23 protein-coding genes are annotated in these 24,703 nt (G+C 68.9%); 9 read left to right on the forward strand and 14 right to left on the reverse strand.

All coding sequences use genetic code 11. The features are described 5' to 3' along the window. Position 1: 1 nt before the first annotated feature. Together gatA and gatC are read right to left on the reverse strand one after the other, a co-directional pair. The gene (gatA, locus tag ABUE11_RS01400; protein WP_367067218.1) at positions 2 to 1,492 is read right to left on the reverse strand and encodes an Asp-tRNA(Asn)/Glu-tRNA(Gln) amidotransferase subunit GatA; all 1,491 of its coding nucleotides are present in this window, start codon (positions 1,490 to 1,492) and stop codon (positions 2 to 4) included. Between the two features lie 10 nt (positions 1,493 to 1,502). Continuing rightward, positions 1,503 to 1,802 carry an Asp-tRNA(Asn)/Glu-tRNA(Gln) amidotransferase subunit GatC gene (gene gatC, locus ABUE11_RS01405; protein ID WP_367067219.1) on the reverse strand — a complete coding sequence of 100 codons (300 nt, stop codon included), beginning with the start codon at positions 1,800 to 1,802 and terminating at the stop codon, positions 1,503 to 1,505. Positions 1,803 to 2,010: 208 nt separating this feature from the next. Between gatC and ABUE11_RS01410 the strand changes: the two genes are divergently transcribed. From ABUE11_RS01410 to mrdA, 4 genes are read left to right on the forward strand one after another with little or no spacing between them, the layout of a single operon-like run. Continuing rightward, on the forward strand, positions 2,011 to 3,054 hold the full coding sequence (locus ABUE11_RS01410) for a rod shape-determining protein (RefSeq protein ID WP_367067221.1): 1,044 nt from the start codon (positions 2,011 to 2,013) through the stop codon (positions 3,052 to 3,054). 27 nt (positions 3,055 to 3,081) lie between these two features. After that, on the forward strand, positions 3,082 to 3,999 hold the full coding sequence (gene mreC / locus ABUE11_RS01415; protein WP_367067222.1) for a rod shape-determining protein MreC: 918 nt from the start codon (positions 3,082 to 3,084) through the stop codon (positions 3,997 to 3,999). Beyond that, a complete protein-coding gene (gene mreD / locus ABUE11_RS01420) occupies positions 3,996 to 4,517 on the forward strand; it encodes a rod shape-determining protein MreD (RefSeq protein ID WP_367067224.1) in 522 nt (173 codons plus the stop codon). The genes mreC and mreD overlap by 4 nt, the downstream gene beginning before the upstream one ends. Positions 4,518 to 4,544: 27 nt before the next feature. After that, entirely contained in the window at positions 4,545 to 6,488 is a 1,944-nt protein-coding gene (mrdA, locus tag ABUE11_RS01425; RefSeq protein WP_367067225.1) for a penicillin-binding protein 2, read from the forward strand. A gap of 12 nt (positions 6,489 to 6,500) precedes the next feature. Here mrdA and rocF read toward each other — a convergent pair whose 3' ends face one another. From rocF to ABUE11_RS01440, 3 genes are all read right to left on the reverse strand, one after another. Next, positions 6,501 to 7,412 carry an arginase gene (gene rocF, locus ABUE11_RS01430; protein ID WP_367067226.1) on the reverse strand — a complete coding sequence of 304 codons (912 nt, stop codon included), beginning with the start codon at positions 7,410 to 7,412 and terminating at the stop codon, positions 6,501 to 6,503. 22 nt (positions 7,413 to 7,434) lie between these two features. After that, complete coding sequence (locus tag ABUE11_RS01435) at positions 7,435 to 8,193, reverse strand: TSUP family transporter (RefSeq protein WP_367067227.1); 759 nt, start codon at positions 8,191 to 8,193, stop codon at positions 7,435 to 7,437. A gap of 278 nt (positions 8,194 to 8,471) precedes the next feature. Further along, complete coding sequence (locus ABUE11_RS01440; RefSeq protein ID WP_367067228.1) at positions 8,472 to 10,151, reverse strand: GMC family oxidoreductase N-terminal domain-containing protein; 1,680 nt, start codon at positions 10,149 to 10,151, stop codon at positions 8,472 to 8,474. A 313-nt stretch (positions 10,152 to 10,464) separates the two neighbouring features. On the opposite strand from ABUE11_RS01440, the gene ABUE11_RS01445 reads away from it, so the two are divergent. The 5 genes from ABUE11_RS01445 (at position 10,465) to ABUE11_RS01465 (ending at position 14,729) form a co-directional block, all read left to right on the forward strand. Beyond that, positions 10,465 to 11,526 carry an ABC transporter permease gene (locus ABUE11_RS01445; RefSeq protein WP_367068718.1) on the forward strand — a complete coding sequence of 354 codons (1,062 nt, stop codon included), beginning with the start codon at positions 10,465 to 10,467 and terminating at the stop codon, positions 11,524 to 11,526. Positions 11,527 to 11,528: 2 nt separating this feature from the next. Further along, positions 11,529 to 12,332 carry an ATP-binding cassette domain-containing protein gene (locus ABUE11_RS01450; RefSeq protein ID WP_367067229.1) on the forward strand — a complete coding sequence of 268 codons (804 nt, stop codon included), beginning with the start codon at positions 11,529 to 11,531 and terminating at the stop codon, positions 12,330 to 12,332. Beyond that, positions 12,332 to 13,309: an MlaD family protein gene (locus ABUE11_RS01455; RefSeq protein WP_367067231.1), complete on the forward strand. Its 978-nt coding sequence runs from the start codon at positions 12,332 to 12,334 to the stop codon at positions 13,307 to 13,309. The genes ABUE11_RS01450 and ABUE11_RS01455 overlap by 1 nt, the downstream gene beginning before the upstream one ends. Before the next feature lie 78 nt (positions 13,310 to 13,387). Beyond that, positions 13,388 to 14,011, forward strand: a complete 624-nt coding sequence (locus tag ABUE11_RS01460; RefSeq protein WP_367067232.1) for an ABC-type transport auxiliary lipoprotein family protein — start codon at positions 13,388 to 13,390, stop codon at positions 14,009 to 14,011. A gap of 31 nt (positions 14,012 to 14,042) precedes the next feature. Next, positions 14,043 to 14,729 carry a dienelactone hydrolase family protein gene (locus ABUE11_RS01465; protein WP_367067233.1) on the forward strand — a complete coding sequence of 229 codons (687 nt, stop codon included), beginning with the start codon at positions 14,043 to 14,045 and terminating at the stop codon, positions 14,727 to 14,729. A gap of 217 nt (positions 14,730 to 14,946) precedes the next feature. On the opposite strand, the gene ABUE11_RS01470 is transcribed toward ABUE11_RS01465, so the two are convergent. From ABUE11_RS01470 to hemB, 9 genes are all read right to left on the reverse strand, one after another. After that, on the reverse strand, positions 14,947 to 16,524 hold the full coding sequence (locus tag ABUE11_RS01470) for a DHA2 family efflux MFS transporter permease subunit (RefSeq protein WP_367067234.1): 1,578 nt from the start codon (positions 16,522 to 16,524) through the stop codon (positions 14,947 to 14,949). Next, entirely contained in the window at positions 16,521 to 17,783 is a 1,263-nt protein-coding gene (locus tag ABUE11_RS01475) for an efflux RND transporter periplasmic adaptor subunit (RefSeq protein ID WP_367067236.1), read from the reverse strand. Before ABUE11_RS01475 ends, ABUE11_RS01470 begins: the two co-directional genes overlap by 4 nt. Further along, entirely contained in the window at positions 17,780 to 18,307 is a 528-nt protein-coding gene (locus ABUE11_RS01480; RefSeq protein ID WP_367067237.1) for a MarR family winged helix-turn-helix transcriptional regulator, read from the reverse strand. Before ABUE11_RS01480 ends, ABUE11_RS01475 begins: the two co-directional genes overlap by 4 nt. A gap of 128 nt (positions 18,308 to 18,435) precedes the next feature. After that, entirely contained in the window at positions 18,436 to 18,987 is a 552-nt protein-coding gene (locus ABUE11_RS01485; RefSeq protein ID WP_367067238.1) for a transposase, read from the reverse strand. A gap of 39 nt (positions 18,988 to 19,026) precedes the next feature. Further along, positions 19,027 to 19,794, reverse strand: coding sequence for an IS21-like element helper ATPase IstB (gene istB, locus ABUE11_RS01490; protein WP_367068719.1), 768 nt, complete (start codon positions 19,792 to 19,794; stop codon positions 19,027 to 19,029). Positions 19,795 to 19,836: 42 nt separating this feature from the next. Then, positions 19,837 to 21,360, reverse strand: coding sequence for an IS21 family transposase (gene istA / locus ABUE11_RS01495; RefSeq protein WP_367067240.1), 1,524 nt, complete (start codon positions 21,358 to 21,360; stop codon positions 19,837 to 19,839). A gap of 194 nt (positions 21,361 to 21,554) precedes the next feature. Beyond that, on the reverse strand, positions 21,555 to 22,346 hold the full coding sequence (locus ABUE11_RS01500; RefSeq protein ID WP_367067241.1) for an IS4 family transposase: 792 nt from the start codon (positions 22,344 to 22,346) through the stop codon (positions 21,555 to 21,557). 141 nt (positions 22,347 to 22,487) lie between these two features. Continuing rightward, positions 22,488 to 23,654: a magnesium transporter CorA family protein gene (locus ABUE11_RS01505; protein WP_367067242.1), complete on the reverse strand. Its 1,167-nt coding sequence runs from the start codon at positions 23,652 to 23,654 to the stop codon at positions 22,488 to 22,490. A 39-nt stretch (positions 23,655 to 23,693) separates the two neighbouring features. Then, a complete protein-coding gene (gene hemB / locus ABUE11_RS01510) occupies positions 23,694 to 24,701 on the reverse strand; it encodes a porphobilinogen synthase (RefSeq protein WP_367067243.1) in 1,008 nt (335 codons plus the stop codon). Positions 24,702 to 24,703: the final 2 nt, after the last annotated feature.

Raw genomic sequence — 24,703 nt, forward strand, 5'->3', positions numbered from 1 at the left:
GTCAGATGCCCTCCGGTGCCCGGAGGTGGAAGTCGGTGGCCTGCTGCAGGCGGTGGGCGGCATTGAGCAGGCGCGCCTCGTCGAAGTAGTTGCCGATGAGCTGCAGGCCCACGGGCATGCCGCCGGCGCCAAAGCCCGCGGGCACGCTCATGCCGGGCAGGCCGGCGAGCGAGGCGGGCAGGGTGTAGATGTCGGCCAGGTAGTTGGTCACCGGGTCGGTCTGGCTGCCCAGGCGCCAGGCCGTGGTCGGCGCCACGGGGCCGGCGATCAGGTCGCATTGCCGGAAGGCGGCCTGAAAGTCGTCGGCGATCATGCGGCGGATCTTCTGCGCCTGCAGGTAATAGGCGTCGTAATAGCCCTCGGACAGCACATAGGTGCCGATCATGATGCGGCGCTTGACCTCGTCGCCAAAGCCCTGGCTCCTGGTCTTCTTGTACATGTCGAGCAGATCGGTGTACTGCGTGGCGCGGTGGCCGTAGCGCACGCCGTCAAAGCGTGAGAGGTTGGAGCTGGCCTCGGCCGGCGCCAGGATGTAGTACACGGGCACCGACAGCTCGGTGCGCGGCAGGTGGATGGGCACGAGCCTGGCGCCGAGCTTCTCGTACTCCTTGAGCGCCGCGTCCACGGCGGCGCGCACGTCGCCCGCCAGGCCCTCGCCGAAGAACTCCGTGGGCACGCCGATGCGCAGGCCGTCCAGGCTGTCGTTCAGGCGCGCCGTGAAGTCCTCGGCCGGACGGTCCAGGCTGGTCGAGTCACGCTCGGGGTCGGGGCCGCAGATCTGGCTGAGCAGCAGCGCGCAGTCCTCGGCCGAGCGCGCCATGGGCCCGGCCTGGTCCAGGCTGGAGGCGAACGCGATCATGCCGTAGCGGCTCGCGCGGCCATAGGTGGGCTTGATGCCCGTGATGCCGCAGAAGCTCGCGGGCTGGCGGATCGAGCCACCTGTGTCCGTGCCGGTTGCGGCCGGCACCAGGCGCGCGGCGACGGCCGCGGCCGAGCCGCCCGAGGAGCCGCCGGGCACATGCTCGGTATTCCAGGGGTTGCGCACGGGCTGGGCTGCGTCATGGCCGACGGGGGCGATGGCGGCGTTCTCGTTGCTCGCACCCATGGCGAATTCGTCGCAGCTGAGCTTGCCCAGCGTCACGCAGCCGGCCTGGGTCAGGCGCGCGACCACGGTGGCGTCGAACGGCGAGCGGTAGCCCGCGAGGATGCGGCTCGCGGCCGTGGTGGGAAAGTCGCGCGTGACGAAGATGTCCTTGTGCGCAATGGGTACGCCGGCCAGTGGGGCGGCGGCGCCGGCGGCAATGCCCGCGTCCTGGGCGCGCGCCTGGGCCAGCGTCACGTCTTCGTCGATCGCCAGATAGGCGCCCAGGTGCTGGTGCGCACGGGCGCGGGTCAGGAAATGCTGGGCGGCCTCGACGGCCGACACCTGTTTGCCGCGCAGCAGGGCGGCCAGCTGGGCCACGCCCAGGTTGTGCAGATCGGTGTTGCTCATGGCCCGGCCCTTATTCGATCACCCGGGGCACCAGGTACAGGCCGCGCTCGACGGCCGGCGCGCTCTGCTGGTTGGCCTCGCGCTGGTTTGTCTCGCTGGCGACATCGTCGGCCAGGCGCAGCTGCACGTTCTGGATGGCCGCGACCGGATGGGGCAGGGGGGCGACGCCGTTGGTGTCCACCGCCTGCATCTTGTCCACGATGCCGAAGAATCCGTTGAGCTGCGCGAGCATGCGCTCGCTCTCGGCAGGGCTGAGTTCCAGCCGCGCCAGATGGGCGATGCGCCCGATATCCTGGGGTGTCAGTGCCATAGGGGATGGGAACGAGGAAACCGGATGTTAAAAGCTGTCATCGGCACCCCGTCCGGTGGAGTTATTCACAGGGGATGCGTTATTATCCCGCCTTTGCCGCAAGACCTCGATATTGCCGGTCATTGTGCGAACAAAGTCCCCAAACACCCCTTAAAACACCCGGCGACGGCAGGCCGAAGCGTTTGTCGTGCCCCCAGAGGATTCCTGCATGTTCGGAGCTTTCCGTCGGTACTTCTCCACCGACCTGGCCATTGACCTTGGCACAGCCAATACCCTGATTTTCGCCCGCGACAAGGGCATCGTCCTGGACGAGCCCTCGGTCGTCGCCATCCGCCACGAGGGCGGGCCGCATGGCAAGAAGGTCATCCAGGCCGTGGGCCGCGAGGCCAAGGCCATGCTGGGCAAGGTGCCCGGCAACATCGAGGCCATCCGCCCGATGAAGGACGGCGTCATCGCCGACTTCGTGATCACCGAGCAGATGATCAAGCAGTTCATCAAGATGGTGCACCCGCGCAGCGTGCTCACGCCCAGTCCGCGCATCATCATCTGCGTGCCTTGCGGCTCCACCCAGGTCGAGCGCCGCGCCATCAAGGACGCGGCCGAGGCCGCGGGCGCCACAGCCGTGTACCTGATCGAGGAGCCCATGGCCGCCGGCATCGGCGCGGGCCTGCCGGTGTCCGAGGCCTCGGGCTCCATGGTCGTCGATATCGGCGGTGGCACTACCGAGGTGGGCGTCATCAGCCTGGGCGGCATGGTCTACAAGGGCAGCGTGCGTGTGGGTGGTGACAAGTTCGACGAGTCCATCATCAACTACATCCGCCGCAACTACGGCATGCTCATCGGCGAACCCACGGCCGAGGCCATCAAGAAGGAAATCGGCAGCGCCTTCCCGGGCAGCGAGGTCAAGGAGATGGAGGTCAAGGGCCGCAACCTCTCCGAGGGTGTGCCGCGCAGCTTCACGATTTCCTCGAACGAGGTGCTCGAGGCCCTGACCGAGCCGCTCAACCAGATCGTCTCGGCCGTCAAGACGGCGCTCGAGCAGACGCCGCCCGAGCTCGGTGCGGACATCGCCGAGCGCGGCATGATGCTCACGGGGGGCGGCGCGCTCCTGCGCGACCTAGACCGCCTGCTGGCCGAGGAAACCGGCCTGCCCGTGCTCGTGGCCGAGGAGCCCCTGACCTGCGTGGTGCGCGGCTGCGGCATCGCCCTGGAGCGCATGGATCGCCAGGGCAGCATCTTCACCAGCGAATAAGCGCGCAGGCTCAGGCGGGCCGCCCTCATGCCCCTGGGAACCCTGGATCGTTCGGCGCCCACGCTGTTCAAGCATGGGCCGTCGCCCCTGTCCCGCCTCGCCCTCTACAGCGCCCTGGCGCTGTTTTTGATGGTGGCGGACGCGCGCTTTCACGTCACGGAACCGCTGCGCAAGGCCGTGGCCACGGTGCTCTATCCGCTGCAATGGCTGATGCTGCAGCCCGTGGAGCTGGCCGGCCGTGGCGCGCAGTATTTCCAGTCCCTGCAGGCGGCGCAGCAGGGGGCGGACGAGGCGCAGAAGCAGATGGCGCGGATGTCGGTGCGCGCGGGCGAGGCCGACCAGCTGCTGCGCGAGAACGCCGAGCTGCGTCAGCTGCTCGAGCTGCGCGCACGCCTTGACACGCCGGGCCAGGCAGCACAGGTGGTCTATGACACGGCAGACCCCTACACGCGCCGCGTGATGCTCGATCGCGGCCGGCTCGCGGGCATAGCGCCGGGCTCGCCCGTGGTCGATGCCGGCGGCGTGCTCGGGCAGGTCACGCGCGTCTACCCCATGCTCAGCGAGGTCACGCTGGTCGTCGACCGCGACCAGGCCATTCCCGTGCTCAACCTGCGCACCGGCGCGCGCAGCGTCGCCTACGGTGACCCGATGGCGGGCCTGGGCGGGGGCATGGAGCTGCGCTTCACACCGGGCAATGCCGATGTGCAGGAGGGCGACATGCTGACCACCAGCGGCGTGGACGGCGTGTACCCTCCGGGCCTGCCCGTCGCGCGCGTGGTGCGTGTGGAGCGCCGTGCCGACTCCACCTTTGCGCGCATCTTTTGCACACCGCTGGCCCAGGTCTATGGCGCACGCCATGTGATGGTGCTCAAGCCCATTGCCAACGAGCTGCCGCCACGGCCCGAGCCCGAGGCCACCCTCCAGAAGCGCGGGGTGCGCCAATGATCATGCCCAAGGGCCAGCAGTTGCTGCTGCCCGTGAATCCCGTCTTCATCGCCGCCAGCCTGGTGGTCGCGCTGGCGCTCAACATGCTGCCGCTGGGCCGTGTGGTCTGGACGCCCGACTGGGTCATGGTGCTGCTGGCCTTCTGGGGCATACACCAGCCCCAGCGCGTGGGGCTGGGCGTGGCCTTTGCCATGGGCCTGTGCATCGACGTCAGCCAGTCGGCACTGCTGGGTCAGCATGCGCTGGTGTACTGTGGCCTGATGTTCGGTGCGCAGCTCGCACATCGGCGGCTGCTGTGGTTCGGTCCGCTCCTGCAGGCCCTGCAGCTGCTGCCGCTGTTCATCGCCGCCCATGTCGTGGCCCTGGCGCTGCGCGCGCTCGCCAGCGGTGGCCTGCTGCCCGGCCTCGAGGCGGCGCTGGCGCCGCTGCTGGAGGCCGCGATCTGGCCCCTGGTGAGCTGGATCCTGCTGGCGCCGCAGCGCCGCCCGCCGGACCAGGACGACAATCGCCCCCTGTGACCGGGCGCACATGAGGGGCTGTCGCGAATGACCGAGCTGCGCAACGTCGAGGCCGATGCCTGGCGGTTCCGCCTGCGCGTCTTCGTGCTCGGTCTCGTGGTGCTGCTGGCCTTCGGCCTCATCGTGGCACGCCTTCTGGTGCTGCAGGTGGCGCGCCACGACGATCTGGCCGCGCAGGCCGAGAGCAATCGCACGGCCATCGTGCCCATCGTGCCCAACCGCGGCCTGATCATGGACCGCAACGGCGTGGTGCTGGCCACCAACTATTCGGCCTACACGCTGGAGATCACGCCCTCGCGCGTCGTCGACCTGGAGGGCACCATCGACGAGCTGGCCGACATCGTCGACATACAGGCGCGCGATCGACGCCGCTTCAAGCGCCTGCGCGAGGAGTCGCGCAGCTTTGACTCGCTGCCCATCCGCACGCGCCTGACCGACGAGGAGGTGGCGCGCTTTGCTGCACAGCGCTACCGTTTCCCCGGCGTGGAGATCAAGGCCCGGCTGTTTCGTACCTACCCGCTGGGCGAAGTGGGCAGCCATGCCATTGGCTACATAGGGCGCATCAACCAGCGCGAGAAGGAGCGCATCGAGGACTCCGACGAGGCGGCCAACTATCGCGGCACGGACTACATCGGCAAGCTCGGCGTGGAGCAGAGCTTCGAGTCCACGCTGCATGGCCAGACGGGCTTCGAGCGCATGGAGACCTCCGCGGGAGGGCATGCCGTGCGGCGCCTCAACAGCCACCCGGCGACGCCGGGCAACACGGTCATGCTGTCGCTGGACATCCGGCTGCAGAAGCTCGTCGAGGACATGTTCGGCAGTCGCCGCGGCGCGCTCGTCGCGCTCGATCCGCGCAATGGCGAGGTGCTGGCGCTGGTGTCCAAGCCCACGTTCGACCCCAACCTGTTCGTCGAAGGCATAGACCACGAGAACTGGAAGGCGCTCAACGAGTCCATCAACAAGCCGCTTCTGAACCGGGCGCTGCGCGGCACCTACCCGCCGGGCTCCACCTACAAGCCCTTCATGGCACTCGCGGCGCTCGAGCTCAAGAAGCGCTCCGCCACGCAGGTCTTCAGCGACCCGGGCTATTTCAGCTATGGCGGCCGCATCTTCCGCAGTCACGAGGGCGGTCTGGGTGGCGTGGACATGCACCGCGCCATCCAGTATTCGAGCAACACCTATTTCTATTCGCTGGGCATCGAGATGGGCGTGGATGCCATCCATGACTTCATGAAGCCGCTGGGCTTCGGTCAGATCACCGGCATAGACCTGGGCGGAGAGGTGCGCGGCGTGCTGCCCAGCACCGAGTGGAAGCGCAACACCTACAAGCGACCCGAGATGAAGCGCTGGTACTCGGGCGAGACGGTGTCGCTCGGCATTGGCCAGGGCTACAACAACTTCACCATGCTGCAGCTGGCCGTGGCCGAGGCCACGCTGGCCAACGGGGGCACGCGCTACCGCCCGCATCTGATCAAGGCCGTGAAGGATCAGGTCACGGGGCAGGTCACCGAGGTGCAGCAGCCTCCCGGCGAAAACCTGGGCTTCAACCCGAAGAACGTGGCCATCGTGAACAACGCCCTCATGGCCGTGAACCAGGCGGGAACGGGGCGGCGTGTTTTCCTGGGCGCGCCCTACACCTCGGCGGGCAAGACCGGCACGGCGCAGGCCGTGAGCCTGGGGCAGAACGTCAGGTACAACGCCCGGCTGCTGGAGGAGCACAAGCGCGACCATTCGCTGTTTGCCGCCTTCGCGCCCGTCGAGGATCCGCGCATCGCCGTGGCCGTGATCGTGGAAAACGCGGGCTTCGGTGCGGCCGCCGCCGCGCCCATCGTGCGCCGCGTGTTCGACTACTGGCTGCTGGGCCAGTACCCGAACGAGCAGGACCTGGCCGCCGTCGCCAAGGGCCAGGCAGCCGCCCCGCTGGGTGTGCCGCGCCGCGCCGACGAGGTGCCGGTACTGCCCGAGCCCTGAAGCGCCGCCGCGCTAGGCGCGCATCAGCGTGGACTTGCCGAACAGGCTCTCGAGCAGGTCCACGGCCAGCTCGGCGGTCTGGTTGCGGATGTCCAGCGCCGGGTTCAGCTCCATGATGTCGACCGAACCCAGGGCGCCGCTGTCGGCCAGCATTTCCATGCACAGCTGGGTCTCGCGGTAGGTCGGCCCGCCGCGCACCGGCGTGCCCACACCGGGGGCGATGGCCGGGTCCAGGCCATCCATGTCGAAGCTCAGGTGCAGGTGCGTGCTCTCGTCCACATCGTTGAGCACGGCCTGCATGACGGCGCGCATGCCCAGCTCGTCGATGCTGCGCATGTCATAGACCTCGATGCCCAGGGTGTTGACCAGGCGCTTCTCCACCGCGTCCACGCTGCGCACGCCGACCAGGGTGATCTGCCGGGCCTGCAGCGCCGGCCCGCTGCCCGCGAGCGTCGTGAGCTGCGCCGGCCCATGGCCCAGCAGGCAGGCCACGGGCATGCCGTGCAGATTGCCGCTGGGCGAGGAGGCGGGCGTGTTCGCATCGGCATGGGCGTCGAACCACAGCACCTTCAGGCGCCGGCCGTGCTGGCGGCAGTGCTGCGCGGCGGCGCTGATGGAGCCCATGGCCAGGCTGTGGTCGCCCCCCATGAGCAGCGGCAGCCGGCCGGCCTCCAATGTGGCCAGCGTGGCCGCATGGACGGCCCGGGTCCAGGCCGTGACCTCCGCCAGATGCCGAAAGCCCCCGCTGGGCGCGGCCTGCGGGTTGCCGGGGCCGCTGAGGTTGCCCAGGTCCTGCACGTCGGCCACCAGCGCCTGCAGCGCGCGCGCAACGCCCGCGATGCGCAGCGCATCGGGCCCCATGCTGGCGCCGAGCACGCTCGCGCCCACATCGGTGGGGGCGCCAATCAGGGTCAGGTCGGTCATGGCGGAGCTCCCTGGCAGGGGTTCAACGCAGAAATGCGTCGTAGCCGGTCTTGAGTATGAGCGCGCCCACCACGAGGATGAAGATGGTGCGCACGAAGCCCGTGCCGTGGCGCAGCGCCATATAGGTGCCGAGCATGCTGCCCAGCACATTGGCCACGGCCAGCGGCAGTGTCAGATGCCACCAGATATGGCCCTTGGCGGCGAACAGCACCAGCGCCGAGATGTTGGTTGCCAGGTTCAGCAGCTTGGCCGACACCGAGGCGTTGAGAAAGTCATAGCCGAGCAGTCGCACGAAGGCAAACACGAGAAAGCTGCCCGTGCCGGGGCCGAAGAAGCCGTCGTAGAAGCCGATCACGAGGCCGATGGCGCAGGCCACCAGGGCCTCGGCGCGACCGCTCCAGCGCGGCTGGTGGTGCATGCCCAGATCCTTTTTGGCCAGCGTGTAGACCAGCACCGCCAGCATCACCAGCGGCAGCAGCTTGCGCAGAAAGTCGGGAGAGACCTGGGTCACGACCCACGCGCCCGCATACGAGCCGACGAGCCCGGCGGCCGCCGCCGGCAGCATGGTGCGCCACGGCACCTGCACGCGCCGGCTGTACTGCCAGGTGGCCATGGCCGTGCCCCAGACGGAGGCGCTCTTGTTGGTGCCCAGCAGCGTGGCGGGTGCCGCGCTGGCGAAGGTGGCGAACAGCGCGGGCAGCAGGATCAGGCCGCCCCCGCCCACGATCGCATCCACGAACCCGGCCAGCAGCGAGGCCGTTGAGACGATGATCCATTCCATCGCCGCGATTGTCCTACGTCGGCCGGTGCGCGGCAGCGGGCAATAAAAAAGGCACCTGGGAACAGGTGCCTTGTGAGGTGGCATCTCGTTGTGGATGCCAGATTGATGTCGGTATTCTTGATTTCGGGGTTTGTCTCCTCGGTCCCCTCGCTTGGCGAGCCGAGGCTGCGCGTCGAGTGCGTGAACTTTAGTGCATCAGTCTCCTGAGAGACATTGGTGCTTACCCGCAACGCGCCATCGCGTGCCGGTTGGTCTGCCATCGCGGCACGCGATGGCGATCAGCCCTTGCGAATCCACTGCGCGGCCATCTCGGCCATCATCAGCGTGGGCGAGTTGGTGTTGCCGCTGGTGATGGTGGGCATGGCACCCGCGTCCACCACACGCAGGCCGGCGACCACGCCGCCGCGTCCGTCGCGCAGACGCAGCTGCGGGTCGAGCACGGCCTCGGGGTCGTCCACGCGGCCCATGCGCGTCGTGCCCACGGGGTGGAAGATGGTGGTGGCGATGTCGCCGGCCAGGCGCGCCAGTTCCTCGTCGCTCTGGTACTGCGGGCCGGGCTTGTATTCCTCGGGCCGGTAGCGCGCGAGCGCCGGCTGGGCCACGATCTGGCGCGTGATGCGCAGACTGTCGGCGGCCACCTGGCGGTCCTCGGCCGTGCTGAGGTAGTTGGGGGCGATCGCAGGCGCGGCGCGAAAGTCCGGGCTCTTGATGCTCACCGTGCCGCGGCTCGTGGGATTCAGATTGCAGACGCTGGCCGTGAACGCGGGGAAGGCGTGCAGCGGCTCGCCGAAGGCCTCGAGCGACAGCGGCTGCACGTGGTATTCGAGGTTGGGGTGCGGCTGGTCCGGCCGGCTGCGCGTGAAGGCTCCGAGCTGCGAGGGCGCCATGCTCATGGGGCCGCTGCGCTTGAAGAGGTATTCCAGGCCAATCCTGGCCTTGCCCAGCAGGCTGCTGGCCAGGGTGTTGAGCGTGGGCACGCCCTGCACCTTGTAGACGGCGCGTATCTGCAGATGGTCCTGCAGGTTGGCGCCCACGCCGGGCAGGTCGATCTGCACGTCTAAGCCATGCTGCCGGAGCAGCGCCGCCGGGCCAATGCCCGACAGCTGCAGGAGCTGAGGCGAATTGACGGCTCCCGCGCTCAGGATCACCTCCTGCTGCGCATGGGCCGTGACCATCTCCTCGCCCGTCCACACCTCGACGCCCGTGCAGCGCATGCGTGCGTCGCCCTGGCGCTCGAGGACGAGGCGCGATGCCAGGGCCGATGTCCACAGCTCGAAGTTCGTCCGCCCGTAGCAGGTGGGGCGCAGAAAGGCCTTGGCGGTGTTCCAGCGCCAGCCGCTCTTCTGGTTGACCTCGAAGTAGCCCACGCCCTCGTTGCTGCCGCGGTTGAAGTCGTCGGTGGCCGGTATGCCCGCCTGCTGCGCGGCGGCCGCGAAGGCGTCGAGGATGTCCCAGCGCAGGCGCTGGCGCTCCACGCGCCATTCGCCGGTGCTGCCCGTGGCCCGGTTGCCGTGCAGCTGTGCGAAGGCCTCGTCCGCGCCGCCGGGCCGGTCCAGGCGCCAATGGTCCTCGTGGCGCTTGAAGGCCTGCAGCACATTGCCCCAGCGCCAGGCGTCCTCGCCCGTGATGTCGGCCCAATGGTCATAGTCGCGCGCCTGACCGCGCATGTAGATCATGCCGTTGATGCTCGAGCAACCGCCCAGCGTCTTGCCGCGCGGGTAGCGCAGGCTGCGGCCGTTGAGGCCCGCGTCGGGTTCGGTCTGGTAGAGCCAGTCGGTGCGCGGATTGCCTATGCAGTACAGATAGCCCACGGGGATGTGGATCCAGTGGTAGTCATCCTTGCGGCCGGCCTCTATGAGCAGCACGCGCTTGTGCGCATCGGCGCTCAGGCGGTTGGCCAGCAGGGCGCCGGCCGTGCCGCCGCCGATGATGATGTAGTCGAAGGTGGTGTCGCTCATGAAGGGCCGTGGACTGTCGGGAAGGGACTGGCAAGCCGGTATCGGCTGCCGGCGCAGATTGTGCGCGGCGGCTTCGGGGTGTCGATAGGGAAACCGCGTGATGCTATGATTTTTGTTGCTCGCTGCGCGCCATGGGGGCGCGTCACCGGCCTGTTTTGATGTATTTTTGCACCGCGTCCCATGGGTGCGCGCATTGTGTGAAATGATGCGCCGCATCGGTTTTTGGCATGCACTTGCAGATCTCGTGACCAGTTCCACGCCCACCATTTCCCCCCCCTCGGTCGTGCAGGACGGCCAGGCCCGGCCGCGCGCGCTGCTGCAGGGCGACTGGGTGGCCGCGGCGTTTGCCGAGCGCCAGGCCTGGCGGCGCCTGGCCGGCGAGCTCAAGGCCTGCGGCCCGGGGCACGGCTGGAGCCTTGCGGGCGTGGGGCGGCTCGACCATGTGGGCGCGCAGATCCTGTGGAACCACTGGGGCCGCAACTGGCCCGCTCAGATCGAGCTCAGCGCCGCACAGCGGGAGATGCTCGAGCGCGTGGCGCAGTTCACCGCGCCCGCCGCACCCGCGCCGCCCTGGCGCCTGAGCGATCAGATCGACCTGCTGGGCGCGCTCGTGGTCAACGCCCTGGGCCATCTGCTGCACATCGTGCAGCTCGTGGGCCAGCTGCTGCTCGATGTGCTGCGCCTTGTGCGCAATCCGCTGCGCGGGCCCTGGCGCGACATCTCGGGCCACATGTACCAGATGGGCACCAAGGCGTTGCCCATCACGGCGCTCGTGGGCTTTCTGATCGGCGTGGTGCTGGCCTACCTCATGAGCCTGCAGCTGCGCCAGTTCGGCGCCGAGGCCTTCATCGTCAACATCCTCGGCATCTCGCTGATCCGTGAGCTCGGGCCCATGCTCGGCGCCATCCTCGTGGCCGGGCGCTCGGGCTCGGCCATCACGGCGCAGATCGGCGTCATGCGCGTGACCGAGGAGCTCGACGCCATGCGCGTCATGGGCATCGCGCACGGCTTTCGCCTGGTCATGCCGCGCGCGCTGGCGCTGGGCCTGGCCATGCCGCTGATCGCGCTGTGGACCACGCTGGCGGCCCTCGCCGGCGGCATGCTGGCGGCGGACCTGACCATGGGCATCTCCTCGGCCTACTTCGTGCAGATGCTGCCGGCCGCGGTCAAGGTCTCCAACCTGTGGCTGGCCATGGCCAAGTCCGCCGTGTTCGGGGTGTGCATTGCGCTCATCGGCTGCCACTGGGGCCTGCGCGTGCAACCCAACACCCAGAGCCTGGGCCAGGGCACGACGGCCTCGGTGGTCAGCGCCATCACCATGGTCATCGTCGTCGATGCGCTGTTCGCCGTGGCCTTCCGAAGCGTCGGATTTTGAGCATGACCGAAGCATCCGCTCCCCCCGTCGTCGAGATCCGTGACCTGGCCACCGTGTTCGGCCAGGGCGACAGCGCCTTCACCGTGCACGACGGGCTGCAGCTCACCGTGCGCCGTGGCGAGATCCTCTCGCTCGTGGGCGGCTCGGGCACGGGCAAGACGGTGCTGCTGCGCCATATCCTGGGCCTGACCCGGCCCACGCGCGGCAGTGTGACGGTGCTCGGCCGGCCGGCACCGGAGCTCGGCGGCGAGGGCGCGAGCAGCCGCGTGGGCATGCTGTTCCAGCAGGGCGCGCTGTACTCGGCCTTCAACGTGCTCGACAACATCGCCTTTGCGCTGCGCGAGCTCGGCACGCTGCCCGAGGCCGTGGTCAACGACGCGGCCATGGTCAAGCTCTGCCTGGTGGGCCTCAAGCCCGAACACGCCACGCGCATGCCCGCCAACCTCTCGGGCGGCATGATCAAGCGCGTGGCGCTGGCGCGCGCGCTCATCATGGACCCGCCGCTGCTCCTGCTCGACGAGCCCACGGCGGGGCTCGATCCGAACAGCTCCGACGAGTTCTGCGACCTGCTGCGCGAGCTGCACGCCGCGCTGGGCCTCACCGTCATCATGGTCACGCACGATCTGGACACGCTGTTCGCGCTGTCCACGCGCGTGGCCGTGCTGGCCGACCGCCATGTCATCACCAGCGGCACGCCGCAGGAGGTGGCGCGGTTCGACCACCCCTTCATCCAGCATTATTTTTCCGGGGGGCGCGGCCAGCGTGCCATGGCACCGGCGCCCGGCGCCCCGCTCAAGGAGGCCTGATGGAAAACAAGTCCCATGCCCTGGCCGCGGGCCTGTTCGTGATCGTGGTGGCGGCGCTGCTCGCGGCCCTGGCCATGTGGCTCACGCGCGACCAGACCGACTACAAGCTCTACGAGCTCTCGAGCAGGGAGAGCGTCACCGGCCTGCAGCCCCAGGCCGCCGTGCGCTACAAGGGCGTGGCCGTGGGCAAGGTCACGGCCATAGGCTTCGACCCGCAGGCCACGGGCCATGTGCTCATTCGCATCGCCGTGAACACCGATGCGCCCATCAGCCCCACCACCTTCGCCACGCTGGGCTACCAGGGCGTCACGGGCCTGGCCCATATCCAGCTCGACGATGCCGACGCGCCCCTGCCGGCTCCGGCGCCGGGCGCCAGCGGCCTGCCGCGCCTGCCGCTGCACAGCTCGCCCTTCAGCCAGCTGGCCGAGCAGGGCCCGGCCATCATGGCCCAGGCGCAGGAGGTGATGCACCGCATCAACATCCTGCTGGGCGACGACAACCAGAGCCGCTTTGCCACGGCGCTGGAGCGGCTGGGCGAGACCGCGGGCAGCGTCGACCGGCTCGTGCGACGCCTGGACGATACCGTTGCCACGCGCCTGGATCCGGCGCTCGCCGGCGTGCCCGCCTTGACCCGGGACGCGCAGCAGACCCTGCAGGCGCTGCGCCAGGCGGGCGCCAGCGCCGCGGGCGCGGCCGACGAGGTGCGCCAGAGCATGCGCGTGCTCAACGCCGAGGGCGGGCCGCTGGCCGAGGTGGTCAGCAGCGCCCAGTCGCTGGCCGTGGCCGTGGACCGCTTCGGCCGCGTGACCCTGCCGCGCCTGAACGTCGCCGCCGACGAGACCGCGCGCGCCGCGCGCCGCCTGGGCAACACGGCCAGCGACATCAGCGACAACCCGCAGTCGCTCATCTACGGCCCGGGCCGCGCGGCCGCAGGGCCGGGCGAACCCGGCTTTGTGGCGCCCACCGTGCAGCGTTGAGCTCGCAATCCAGGAAGCAAAACTATGAAAACCATAGCTGTTCGCGCTTGCCTGACAAGCGCAAAACCCGTTTTTTTCTTGATTCTTGCCGGCCTGATCGCGGGCTGTTCCGCCCTGCCCGAGCCGCCCCCCCGCGCCACCGTGTACGACTTTGGCTCCGGGCCCGTACCGGCAAGCCAGATCGCCCAGGTCGCCCAGGATGCGACGCTGCCGCCGCTCATTCTGCTGGACATGGGCCGCAACGGCGCGCCCGAGGGCAGCGCCGCCCTGCATTACCGCCTGGCCTACGCCAACGACCAGCAGCTGCTGCCCTACACCCACGCGCGCTGGAGCCAGCCGCCCGCGGCCCTGCTGCAGCAGGCGCTGCGCGAACGCCTGGCGCGCCAGCGCATCGTGCTCACGGGCCAGGAAGCCGCCACCATGCAGCCCGACAAGGGCCGCCTGCCCGGCGTGCTGCGCGTGCAGCTTGAGGAGTTCAGCCAGGTCTTTGACAGCCCCGAGAGCAGCGCCGGCCTGGTGCGCGTGCGCGCCATGCTGTCGGACGCGGCGACCGCGGGCGAGACCATCGTGGCCCAGCAGGTCTTCGTCGCCCGCGTGCCGGCCACCACGGCAGACGCCGCCGGCGGCGCCCGCGCCCTGGCCGCGGCCAGCGCCCGGCTGGCCGACGAACTGGCCGAATGGGTGCGCCAGCAGGGGCGTTGAAGCCTGCTCCCATGGAACACAAGGAGACGACATGGGCCAATGGATAGACCTGACCGCGGCCGATGGCCACACCTTCCCCGCCTGGCTCGCGCGCACCGATGGCGCGCCGCGGGGCGCCGTGGTGGTGCTGCAGGAGATCTTCGGCGTCAACAGCCATATCCGCGCCGTGGCCGACTGGTACGCGGCCCATGGCTATCTGGCGCTGGCGCCGTCCACCTTTGCGCGGCTGCAAAAGGATGTGGACCTGGGCTATGGCGCCGAGGACCGACAGGCCGGCATGGCACTCAAGGCCGCGGCCGAGGCACTGCCCGCGCCCGGCGTGCTGGCCGACATCCAGGCCGCCATCGCCTATGCGCGGCGCCACAACGGCAAGGTGGCCGTGCTCGGCTATTGCTGGGGTGGGTTGCTCGCCTGGCGCGCCGCCTGCATGCTCGAAGGCCTGTCGGCCGCCGTGGCCTACTACGGCGGCGGCATGACCACGGCGCAGGAGAGTGCACGCCGGCCGCTGGTGCCGGTGCTCGCGCATTTCGGCGCGCGTGACCACTTCATTCCCATGGATGGCGTGCGGGCCTTCGCGCAAGCCCACCCAGAGGTGCAGGTCGAGCTCTACGACGCCGACCATGGCTTCAACTGCGACCAGCGTGCGAGCTACGACGCCGTCGCGGCCGGCAAGGCGCGCGAGCGCACGCTCGCCTTCCTGGCCGATTACGTGGGCTGAACTGCCTGATGAGGTACAGGCCTCAGATCACCGTCATTCCGGCGAAAGCCGGAATCCATGCAGTTTGGACGCTGCGAGGCTCCTGGATTCCGGCTTTCGCCGGAATGACGTGGTATCGCCCGAGTGCCACCTGAGTCACGTCACCAATCAGGCTGAACTGCCTTCAGAGCCCACGGGGTAAACGCGAACAGCTATTCAATTTATAGCTACCGCTTGATCAATGCGCCCCGGCCGCCGCATCGGCGCCGCCGGCCACGGGCGTGGGCCGGTGGGCGAGCCAGACCAGCGGGATCAGCGCGATGAACAGCAGGGCCGAGGCCCAGAAGATGTCGTTGGCCGCGAGCATGAAAGCCTGCTGGTTGGTCATGCGCTCGACCTGGGCGAGCGCCTGCGCCGGCGTCATGCCCGCGGCCTGCAGCGTCTGCATCGTCTGCGCGAGCGCCGGGCTGTCTGCGGTGAGGTGCTCGGTCAGCTGCGCGTGGTGCAGGCTGGCGCGGTTCTCCCACAGCGTGGTGGTCACCGAGGTGCCGATGGCGCCGGCCGTGATGCGCAGGAAGTTGGACAGCCCCGAGGCCGCGGGGATGCGGTGCGGCGGGATCTCCGACAGCGTGATGGTCACCAGCGGGATGAAGAAGAACGCCGTGGACACGCCCTGGACGATCGTCGGGATCATGATGGTCGTGAAGTCCGCCTGGGTGGAGAACAGCGAGCGCATCCACAGCACCAGCGCAAACACCACGAAGGCAATGCTCGCGTAGCGACGCGGGTCCACGCGGCCTATGCTCTTGCCGACGATGGGCGAGAGAATCAGCGCCAGCAGGCCCACGGGCGCCATGATCTCGCCCGCCTGCGTGGCCGTGTAGCCCATGAACTGCTGCAGCCACAGCGGCAGCAGCACCACGTTGCCGAAGAACAGCCCGTAGCCCACGGCCGTGGCCAGCGCGCCGGCCCAGAAGTTGCGGATTCTGAACAGGCTCAGGTCCACCACGGGGTGCTCCTCGCCGCGCTCCCAGATCCAGAACGCCAGCAGGCCGATGGCAGCGACGATGGCGCAGCCCGTGACCAGGGGCGAGGAGAACCAGTCATGCTCCTTGCCGATGTCCAGCATCACCTGCAGGCTGCCCACGCCGATGACCATGAGGGCCAGGCCCACGGCGTCGATGGGCAGGCTCTGGCGCTGGCTCTCGCGCCGGTGAAAGATCGCCCAGGTGACCAGCGCCGAGGCAATGCCCACGGGCACGTTGATGTAGAAGATCCAGGGCCAGCTGATGTTGTCGGTGATCCAGCCGCCCAGGACCGGCCCCAGCACCGGCGCGACCAGCGTGGTCATGGACCACATGGCCATGGCCAGGCCGGCGAGGGCGCGCGGGTAGCTCGACAGGAGCAGCGCCTGCGACAGCGGAATCATGGGCCCGGCGACGAAGCCCTGCAGCGCGCGCGCGGCGATGAGCAGTGCCATGTTGGGCGCCAGCCCGCAGAGCCAGGAGGCGATGACGAACAGCGTGACGCTGGCCACGAACAGCCGCACCTGGCCAAAGCGCTGCGACAGCCAGCCCGTGAGCGGCACGGCAATCGCGTTGGCCACGGCAAAGCTGGTGATGACCCAGGTGCCCTGGGTGGGGCTCACGCCCAGGTCGCCGGCAATCGCCGGCAGCGAGACGTTGGCGATCGACGTGTCCAGCACGTTCATGAAGGTCGCGGCCGACAGGGCCAGCGTGCCCCAGGCGCGCGCGCTGCCCGACAGCGGCGGGGGTGGCAGCGCGGCGATGGCCGGGGCTGGGGCGGGGGCGCTCATCGGGGCAGGTGGGCTGCGATGATGCGCGCGACCTCGGCGTCGGCGCCGGCGTCGAGCTCGGCGAACACGCGGGTCTGGGCCAGCGGCTCGGTGCGCGGTGCCTCGGCCAGCGCCGGGCCGCCTTGATCGCGCGTGTCCACGGTGACGTTCATCGACAGGCCGATGCGCAGCGGATGGGCGCGCAGCTCGTCGGCGTCGAGCGCGATGCGCACGGGCACGCGCTGCACCACCTTGATCCAGTTGCCCGTGGCGTTCTGCGCGGGCAGGAGCGCAAACGCCGCGCCCGTGCCCACGCCCAGGCCGGCGATGCGGCCGTGGTAGGTGACCTGGCTGCCGTAGAGGTCGGCCGTGAGCTCGGCCGCCTGGCCTATGCGCAGGTTTCGCAGCTGGTTTTCCTTGAAGTTGGCGTCCACCCAGACCTCGGCCAGCGGCACCAGGCTCATGAGCGGCGTGCCCGCGGCCACGCGCTGGCCGAGCTGCACGCTGCGCCGGGCAATGTAGCCGTCGACCGGCGCGGGCAGCTGCATGCGCCGGCTCGCGAGCCAGGCCTCGCGCAGCTTGGCCGCGGCGGCCTGCACGCTCGGGTGCTCGGCCACGGCCACGCCCTGGGTCAGCGCCTGGTTGCTGGCCAGCTGCTCGCGCGCGGCGACCACGCCGGCGCGCGCCGTGGCCAGACCCGAGCGCGCGGCGGCAAGCTGCGCGCGCATGGTCTTGAGCTGGCTCTCGGCATGCTGCAGCTCCTCGCGCGAGACCGCGCCCTGGCCCGCGAGCGCGCCGCGCCGCGCGGCGTCGGCCTCGGCGCGCTGCACCTCGTTGGCCATGCGGGCGGCGTCGGCCTCGGCGCGCGCCACATCGGTCTCGCGCAGCGCCACCTGGGCGCTCAGCGTGCGGTTGTTGGCGTAGAGCTGGCGCACCTGGCGCACGGTCTGCGCCAGCGCCGCCTCGGCCTGCTGCAGCGCCACGCGCGTGTCGGCCGGGTCGAGCTGCACCAGGGGCATGCCGGCGCGCACGAAGTCGGTGTCGTCGGCGCCAATGGCGAGCACGGTGCCGCCCGTCTGCGGCGTGATCTGGATCAGGTTGCCCGCGACATAGGCGTTGTCCGTGTGCTCGTAGTGGCTGGCCACGAGCCAGTCGTACAGGCCCCAGGCGATGGCGCCCACGGCGACCACGCCGGCGAGTGTGAGCAGGGACTTGCGCCGGCGCGCGCGAGCGGCGCGCTGGTCGGCAGGTGTGGCGGGGGCGGCTTGTGGGCTGGTCATGTGCGGTGCGTGGTGTCAGGGACTTGCGTGGGGGCAGGGCGCTCGGCCTGGTCGGCCAGGCCGCGGGCATTGGCGTGCAGGCGCGCCAGGTAGTCGCGCAGCCGCGCCTCGTCCTCGGCGCCAAAGCCCCGCAGCAGGTCGTGCTGCAGGGCAAGGAGGATGGCGGGCAGCTGTTCGGCCGCGGCGCGGCCCGCGGCGGTGAGGGCGATGTGGACCACGCGCCGGTCCTGCGCGCTGCGCTCGCGCCGGCACAGGCCCTTGGCCTGCAGGCGGTCGATGAGCCGCGTGAGGCCGCCGGCGTCCATCTGGCAGTCGCGCGCCAGCGCGGCGGCGGTGTCGGGCGCGCCCAGCAGCAGGCGCAGCAGCGGCTTCCACTGCGCGTCGGTCAGGCCCAGGGGCTCCATGCGGCGGTCGATCTCGGCGCCCAGCAGCAGGGTGATGCGCCGCATCTGCAGGCCGATGCCGCGCTCGAGCAGCTGCCCGAGGCTGGGCCCAGCAGGAGATGGGTGGGCGTGGTCGGACATGGCGCGCAATGGTATTTGATTGGTCAATGTTTGACTAGACAATTATTTGCCCCAGGCCGTCCCGCCCGTGGAGGGCGGCAGGTGGTGGGTGGCTGGTGGTAGGAGGGATCAGTCCCTGAGGTTTCCCCTCAAATTTCCAGAACCGCATTGGGCTTGCTCCAGCGGCTGATGATTTGCAGCAGTTGCCCTGTCGGCGGATCAAAGACGGAGGCGATCAGCCAGCCCAGTCGGTGCACCGACAGCTCCCGGCGGTTGCGGCGATTGGTCAGTTGCCAATTGCGTTCCTGCTGGCAGTCGTAAGCCCACTGCCCCAGCAGGTACAGTACCCACTGCGCCAACGTGGCAATGAGCGCCAGCACCGCCAGGCGTTCGGGCGCACGCGTGCCGCTGTGCTCCAGACCCAGACCCCAGCGTGCATTCTTGGTGTCGCGAAATGACTGCTCGATCTGCATGCGCTGGGCATACAGCGCCACGATGGCATCGGCACTGAGCTGCTCTGGTGGAACCGAGGTGGCCAACAACCAGGGCTCGGTGTGCGCGCTGGCGCTCTTGCGCGAATGCCGGCTGCGCGCGCGCATGCTGCGTATTTCGGCCAACGTGACCGCCCATTTCGGTCGAACGTGACCGGTCGTTTCGGTCCATCGTGACCGGTCATTTCGGAGGATCGTGACCGGTGTCATCGCCTGCGATGTTGCGCGTTCAAATTGTAGGGGTGTCGGTCACGATGGGTCGGTCTGAAGCTCCTTTCTAATGGCTTTGGACGCCTTGCTGCGCAGGGACTCGCCGCTGAGCGTAAAGCGGTGGTTTTGCTGCATGAGCCGGTCCAGGATGGCGTCGGCGATGGTGGCATCGCCGATCCAGGCGTGCCAGTGTTCGATGGGCAACTGGCTGGTGATGATGGTGGCGCGATGGCCGACGCGGTCGTCGATGATCTCCAGCAGATCGGCGCGGGTCTGGGCATCCAGACCGGCCATGCCCCAGTCGTCGAGCAGCAGCACGTCGGTCTTGGCCAGTTGGATGAGCCACTTGCCGAAGGTGCCGTTGCCATGACGGATGCGCAGTTCTTCGCCCAGGCGGGGCACGCGCTGGTACAGGGCCGAGCGCCCGCCGCGGCAGGCGTATTGCGCCAGGGCGCAGGCGAGCCAGGATTTGCCCGCGCCGGTCGGGCCGCTGATGAGCACGCTGTGGCCGCAGTCGATCCAGTCGCTGAGCACCAGGCCCATGACGGCCTTGCGATCCAGGCCCCGGCCTGCCCGGGTGTCGATGTCCTCGATGGCCGCTTGCGGGTACCTCAGCCTGGCCTCCTTGAGCAGTCGGGTGCGGCGCTTGTCATGGCGCAGATGCACTTCCCGCTCGACGATCAGAGCCAGGCGCTCCTCGAAGCTCATGCCATGCAGGGCAGCCTGCGTCATCTGCTCGTCCACGGCGGCCAGCATGCCCAGCAGCTTGAGGTCGCGCAGTTGGGCCAGGGTGGTGTTCATCATCATGGTGGTCTTTCTGGTATCGGTGAGGTTCATCGATTCATTCGTTCACTGGTAGTAGCCAGGGCCGCGCACATGAGCGTGTGGCGGGCTGGTCCAGTCACTGGCCGCCTGCTGGGGCGCCTTGTCGCGCCTGTTGTCCAGGATGTCCTTGATGTGGCTGTAGCGGCTGGTGCCCAGCTCCAGCGCGATCAGGCAGGCGGCCTCCAGCCGGGGCTTGCCGTACTTCTTGGCCAGCGACAGCAGCCCCAGGCAGGCACGGTAGCCGTGCTCGGGATGGCGGCGCTCCTCCAGCAGTCGGCGGATGACGCTGCCGCAGGCCGCGCCGATGCTGTTGCCCCAGTCGATGAGCCGCTCGGGGGTCCACTCGCGGTGGGCGCGGTGAGCCGCCGACATGTGCTCGGGCAAGGTGGTAAAGCCCCCTTTGTGCGCGCAGCGCCTGTGAGCGGCCACGCGGTGCCCCCTGTGCACGATCTCCACGGCCGTGGCGGTGATGCGGGCCTCCAGGCTTTGGCCCACCAGCGACTGCGGCACGCTGTAGCGGTGGCCCTCGATCTCGACATGGTGGTCGATGTGCACGCGCACCGTCTTGTAGGTGGCAAACTCCCAGCTCTGGCGCGGCAGCGGCTGCAAGGCAGGCGCGTCGATCTCGGCGAAGGTGCTGGCGCGGCTACCGGGCAGCTTCTGGAACGGCTTGTGGTTGAGCAGATCCAGCAACGGGGCGATGGCTTCGTTGACATCATCGACGCTGGCAAAGCGCTGGTGGCGCAGGCGCATGAGGATCCAGCGCTCGACCACCTGCACGGCTGACTCGACCTTGGCCTTGTCCTGAGGGTGATGGGGACGCGCCGGCAGCACCGAGGTGCCGTAGTGACGGGCGAAGTCCTCCACGGTGTCGTTGGCGCGGGGCTCGTAGCGGTTGGGGTTGGCGATCAACGCCTTGGGGTTGTCGGGCACGATCAGCTGCGGCACGCCGCCGATGAAGCTCAGCGCGCGGGCACAGGCGCCCAGCCAGTCGGCCATCGTCTGGCGCGGCGTGGCGCAGGCGAAGGTGTAGCCGGAGGCGCCAAGGGCCGCCACAAAGATGTGCGCGCGGCTGCCATCGCACAAAGCCACCGTGGGGCCGGCGTAGTCGATGAACAGCTTCTCGCCGGCGCGGTGGATCTGGCGCATCGAGCGCTTGAGCGTCTTGGCGTAGCGCTGGTAGTGCTCGCAGAACTGCGTGTAGCGGTGGGTGTGGGCGTCGCGGTGGCGCTCCACGTGTTCTTGCCACAGCAGCATGAGCGTCATGCCCTTGCGGCGCAGCTCCAGGTGCACATGGCCGTAGTCGGGCAGCACGAAGTCCTGTGGGCGGGGCGGCGCGGCCAGCAGACGGCGCTGCAGCGCCGTCTCGTCCAGCTCCTCGATGGTGGCCCAGTCCAGGCCGGCAGCAGCTGCCAGGCCCACGTACTTGGCCACCACGCCCTTGGAGAGCTTGAGGGCGGCGGCAATGCGTTCGTGCGAGAGTTGGCCTTCGAGTTTGAGGCGTAAAACGTCCTTGATCTTGCGCATGGATGTCCTTGCTGCGGGCATGCTGGCTCCGGCAAAAAGCCAGGCAGGTTACCCGCCAGGTTGATCGGTATGCGCAACACCGTTTCGGCGGTGTATGACTGCGTCTCGGGATCGTGACCGGTGATTTCGGAGGGGGCCCAAATCGGTCACGTTCAGCCGAAATGACCGGTCACGATGGACCGAAACAGCCGGTCACGTTCGACCGAAACAACCGGTCACGTTGCTCCGAAATGAGCGGTCACGTTGATCCGAAATACCCACATGCCATGCACCGTGCACTTGTGCCGCCCCTTGGGGGCACGTTTGACGAGTACCAAGCGGGATATATGCCTGCGAGAGCGTACGCATTCATAGGCGCCCAAGTCTGTCGCCTGGCCACTGGCGTCAGCCCACACGCTGCGGCAGCTGATCCAGCGGGCCTTTGGCTCGCCTGCTGGGCGCAGCAGATCACGCCCACGAATGCGTCCCAGCCAATGCCATCCCCATTTCTCCACGGCGACAAACCAGGGGGTGCGAAAGCCTGCATCGGTGACGATGATCGGGCGCACCCGATCACCCACGATGACCTTGAGTTGCCGTAGAAAACGCTGATGCGCCCCCGGGGTGCTCGCCTGTTTGCATGGATACACCTGCTCGAGCAAACTCAAGCTACGCCCGTGCAAGGCCAAGCTGGCGCGAATCATCTGGACACTGCGATCGGCCTTCAGATCTGTCCAGTCCACCAAAATCACCGGCTGGCTACAGCCGGCGAGTATTTGCCTGGCCATGCCAGCGTAGATATCGCCTTGTTGACGCTGCAATGCAGCGTTGCCAAGCAAGCGATCCACGCATTTGACGCGCTGGCGCACGCTGGTGTCCCGGCTCAGAGCGCGAGCCAAGTTGGACAGGGTGTGGCTACGCGCATGCAATGCGGCCTCGACGGCACTCATCAGTGTTTGCAGTCTGCGCTTGTGCAGGCCTGGGCAACTGCGTGCCAGCGTATCGCGCAAAATCTCTATCGCGTGCATGGTGGTGTCTCCTGATGGCTTGTGTGGAAACACCATTGGGGGACTCAACCGACCATGCATGCACCGACATGCTGTTTTGGATAGCCAATCTATCCCGCATGCTATTGTTTTACAAGCAAAATTTGAGGGGAAACCTCAGGATCAGTCCTGGCTGCTGCGCGCCAGGTAGCGCTTGCGCCAGAACAGCAGCGTGAGCGCGATGCCGATGGCGGCCATGCCGCCCATGGCCCACCAGAAGCCTTCCTTGCGGTGGACGATGGGCAGGAAGTCGAAGTTCATGCCGAAGATGCCGGCGATCAGGTTCAGCGGCAGGAACACGGCCGTGAGCGCCGTGAGCGTGCGCATGATGTCGTTGGTGCGGTTGCTCTGCACCGAGAAATGCATTTGCACGGCGGTCTCGGTGCTGTGCTCCAGGCGCCGCACATGGGTGACGACGCGCTCGATGTGCTCGAGCACGTCGCGGCTGCGCACCTTGAGCAGGTCCAGCTCGCGCAGCGCGGCGGCGTCGTCCGGGATGTCCCAGCCCTCGAGCGCGTCGAGCCAGGCGCGCACGGCGGTGCGCTGGTCCTCGCAGATCTCGTCGAGCTGGTGCAGCGCCATGCGCGCCTGCATCAGCGCGCCCCAGTTGGCAAAGCGCGAGCGCGGGCGCAGCAGCTCGGTCTGCCAGTGGTCGAGTTGGCGCGAGAACTCGCGGCGCAGGTCCAGGTAGCTGTCCACGATGTGGTTGACCACGCGCAGCATCAGGTCGGCGGGGCTGGGCGGCAGGCGCGTGCCGGGCACGGGGCCGCTGCGCAGCTCGCGCACCACGGCCTCGGCGGCACTGGCGGGCGTGCCGCTGCCGCCCGCGGGCGCGAGCAGCCGGGCCGCGTAGCCGTCGCGCACGCCGCAGTCCTCGGGGTGGACGGACAGCAGCAGCTCGTCGAAGGCGGCAAAGCCCACGGGGCTGGTGTCTATGCGCCGCAGCTTGGGCGGCGCGCCGCGCGTGCCCGGGAGCGGCGCGGCGGCCGGAGCCTGGGCCTGGGCCAGGCGGCGCACGACCAGCAGGTCGTACTGCGAGGTGTAGTCGTAATGCGAGGGCAGCTGGGCGTTGAGCAGGTCCGAGACATGCAGGTCCACGAGCTGCTGGCCGGTGAGCCGCTGCAGCGCAGCCTGCAGGCGTGCGAGTTCGGCGCCAAAGGCCGTGCGCGTGCAGGCAATCCAGTAGTAGCCCCGCGCGGGCGGCGCCTCGGGCAGGCCGTCGAGCTCCTGGGCGGCCAGGCCTGGCTGCAGGTGGAAGACGCGGATCGGCGGGGCTGGGTTTGCGGTCAAATCGGCCTCCAGCACTTGTCCATCAAGTGCGAGCAGCTATTATTTTTTGAGCATCCGCGCGGCTTCGATCGCGAAGTAGGTCAGGATGCCGTCGGCGCCCGCGCGCTTGAAGGCGAGCAGCGCCTCCATCATCACCTTGTCGTGATCGAGCCAGCCGTTCTGCGCCGCGGCCTTGAGCATGGCGTATTCGCCCGAGACCTGGTAGGCGAAGGTCGGCACCTTGAACTCGTCCTTGACGCGGCGCAGCACGTCGAGGTACGGCATGCCGGGCTTGACCATGACCATGTCGGCGCCCTCGGCCAGGTCCAGCGCCACCTCGCGCAGCGCCTCGTCGGTGTTGGCCGGGTCCATCTGGTAGACGTCCTTGTTGCTGCGGCCGAGGTTGGCGCTCGAGCCCACGGCGTCGCGGAACGGCCCGTAGAAGGCGCTCGCGTACTTGGCGCTGTAGGCCATGATGCGCGTGTGGATGTGGCCATGGGCCTCGAGCGCGTCGCGCACCGCGCCGATGCGCCCGTCCATCATGTCGCTGGGCGCGACCATGTCCACGCCGGCCTGGGCATGGGTGAGGGCCTGGCCGACGAGGATCTCCACCGTCTCGTCGTTGAGGATGTAGCCCGTGTCGTCGAGCACGCCGTCCTGGCCGTGGCTGGTGTAGGGGTCGAGCGCCACGTCGGTCATCACGCCCAGATCGGGAAATTCCTTCTTGAGCGCGCGCACCACGCGCGGGATCAGGCCCTCGGGGTTGAGCGCCTCGCGCCCGTCGGGCGTCTTCTTCTCGGCCTCTATGGAGGGGAACAGCGCCAGATAGGGGATGCCCAGGCGCACGCATTCCTCGGCCACGGGCAGCAGCAGGTCGAGCGAGAGGCGCTCGACGCCCGGCATGGAGGGCACGGGCACGCGCAGGCTGGAGCCCTCGTGCACGAACACCGGGTAGATGAAGTCGTGCGGCGTGAGCAGGGTCTCGCGCACCAGGTTGCGCGTGAAGGCGTCGCGGCGCAGGCGGCGCGGGCGGTTGGCGGGGAAGGGGGTGGGGTTGGACAGATGCATGA

The sequence above is a fragment of the Oryzisolibacter sp. LB2S genome (assembly GCF_040732315.1).
GTDB lineage: Bacteria > Pseudomonadota > Gammaproteobacteria > Burkholderiales > Burkholderiaceae_C > Alicycliphilus > Alicycliphilus soli.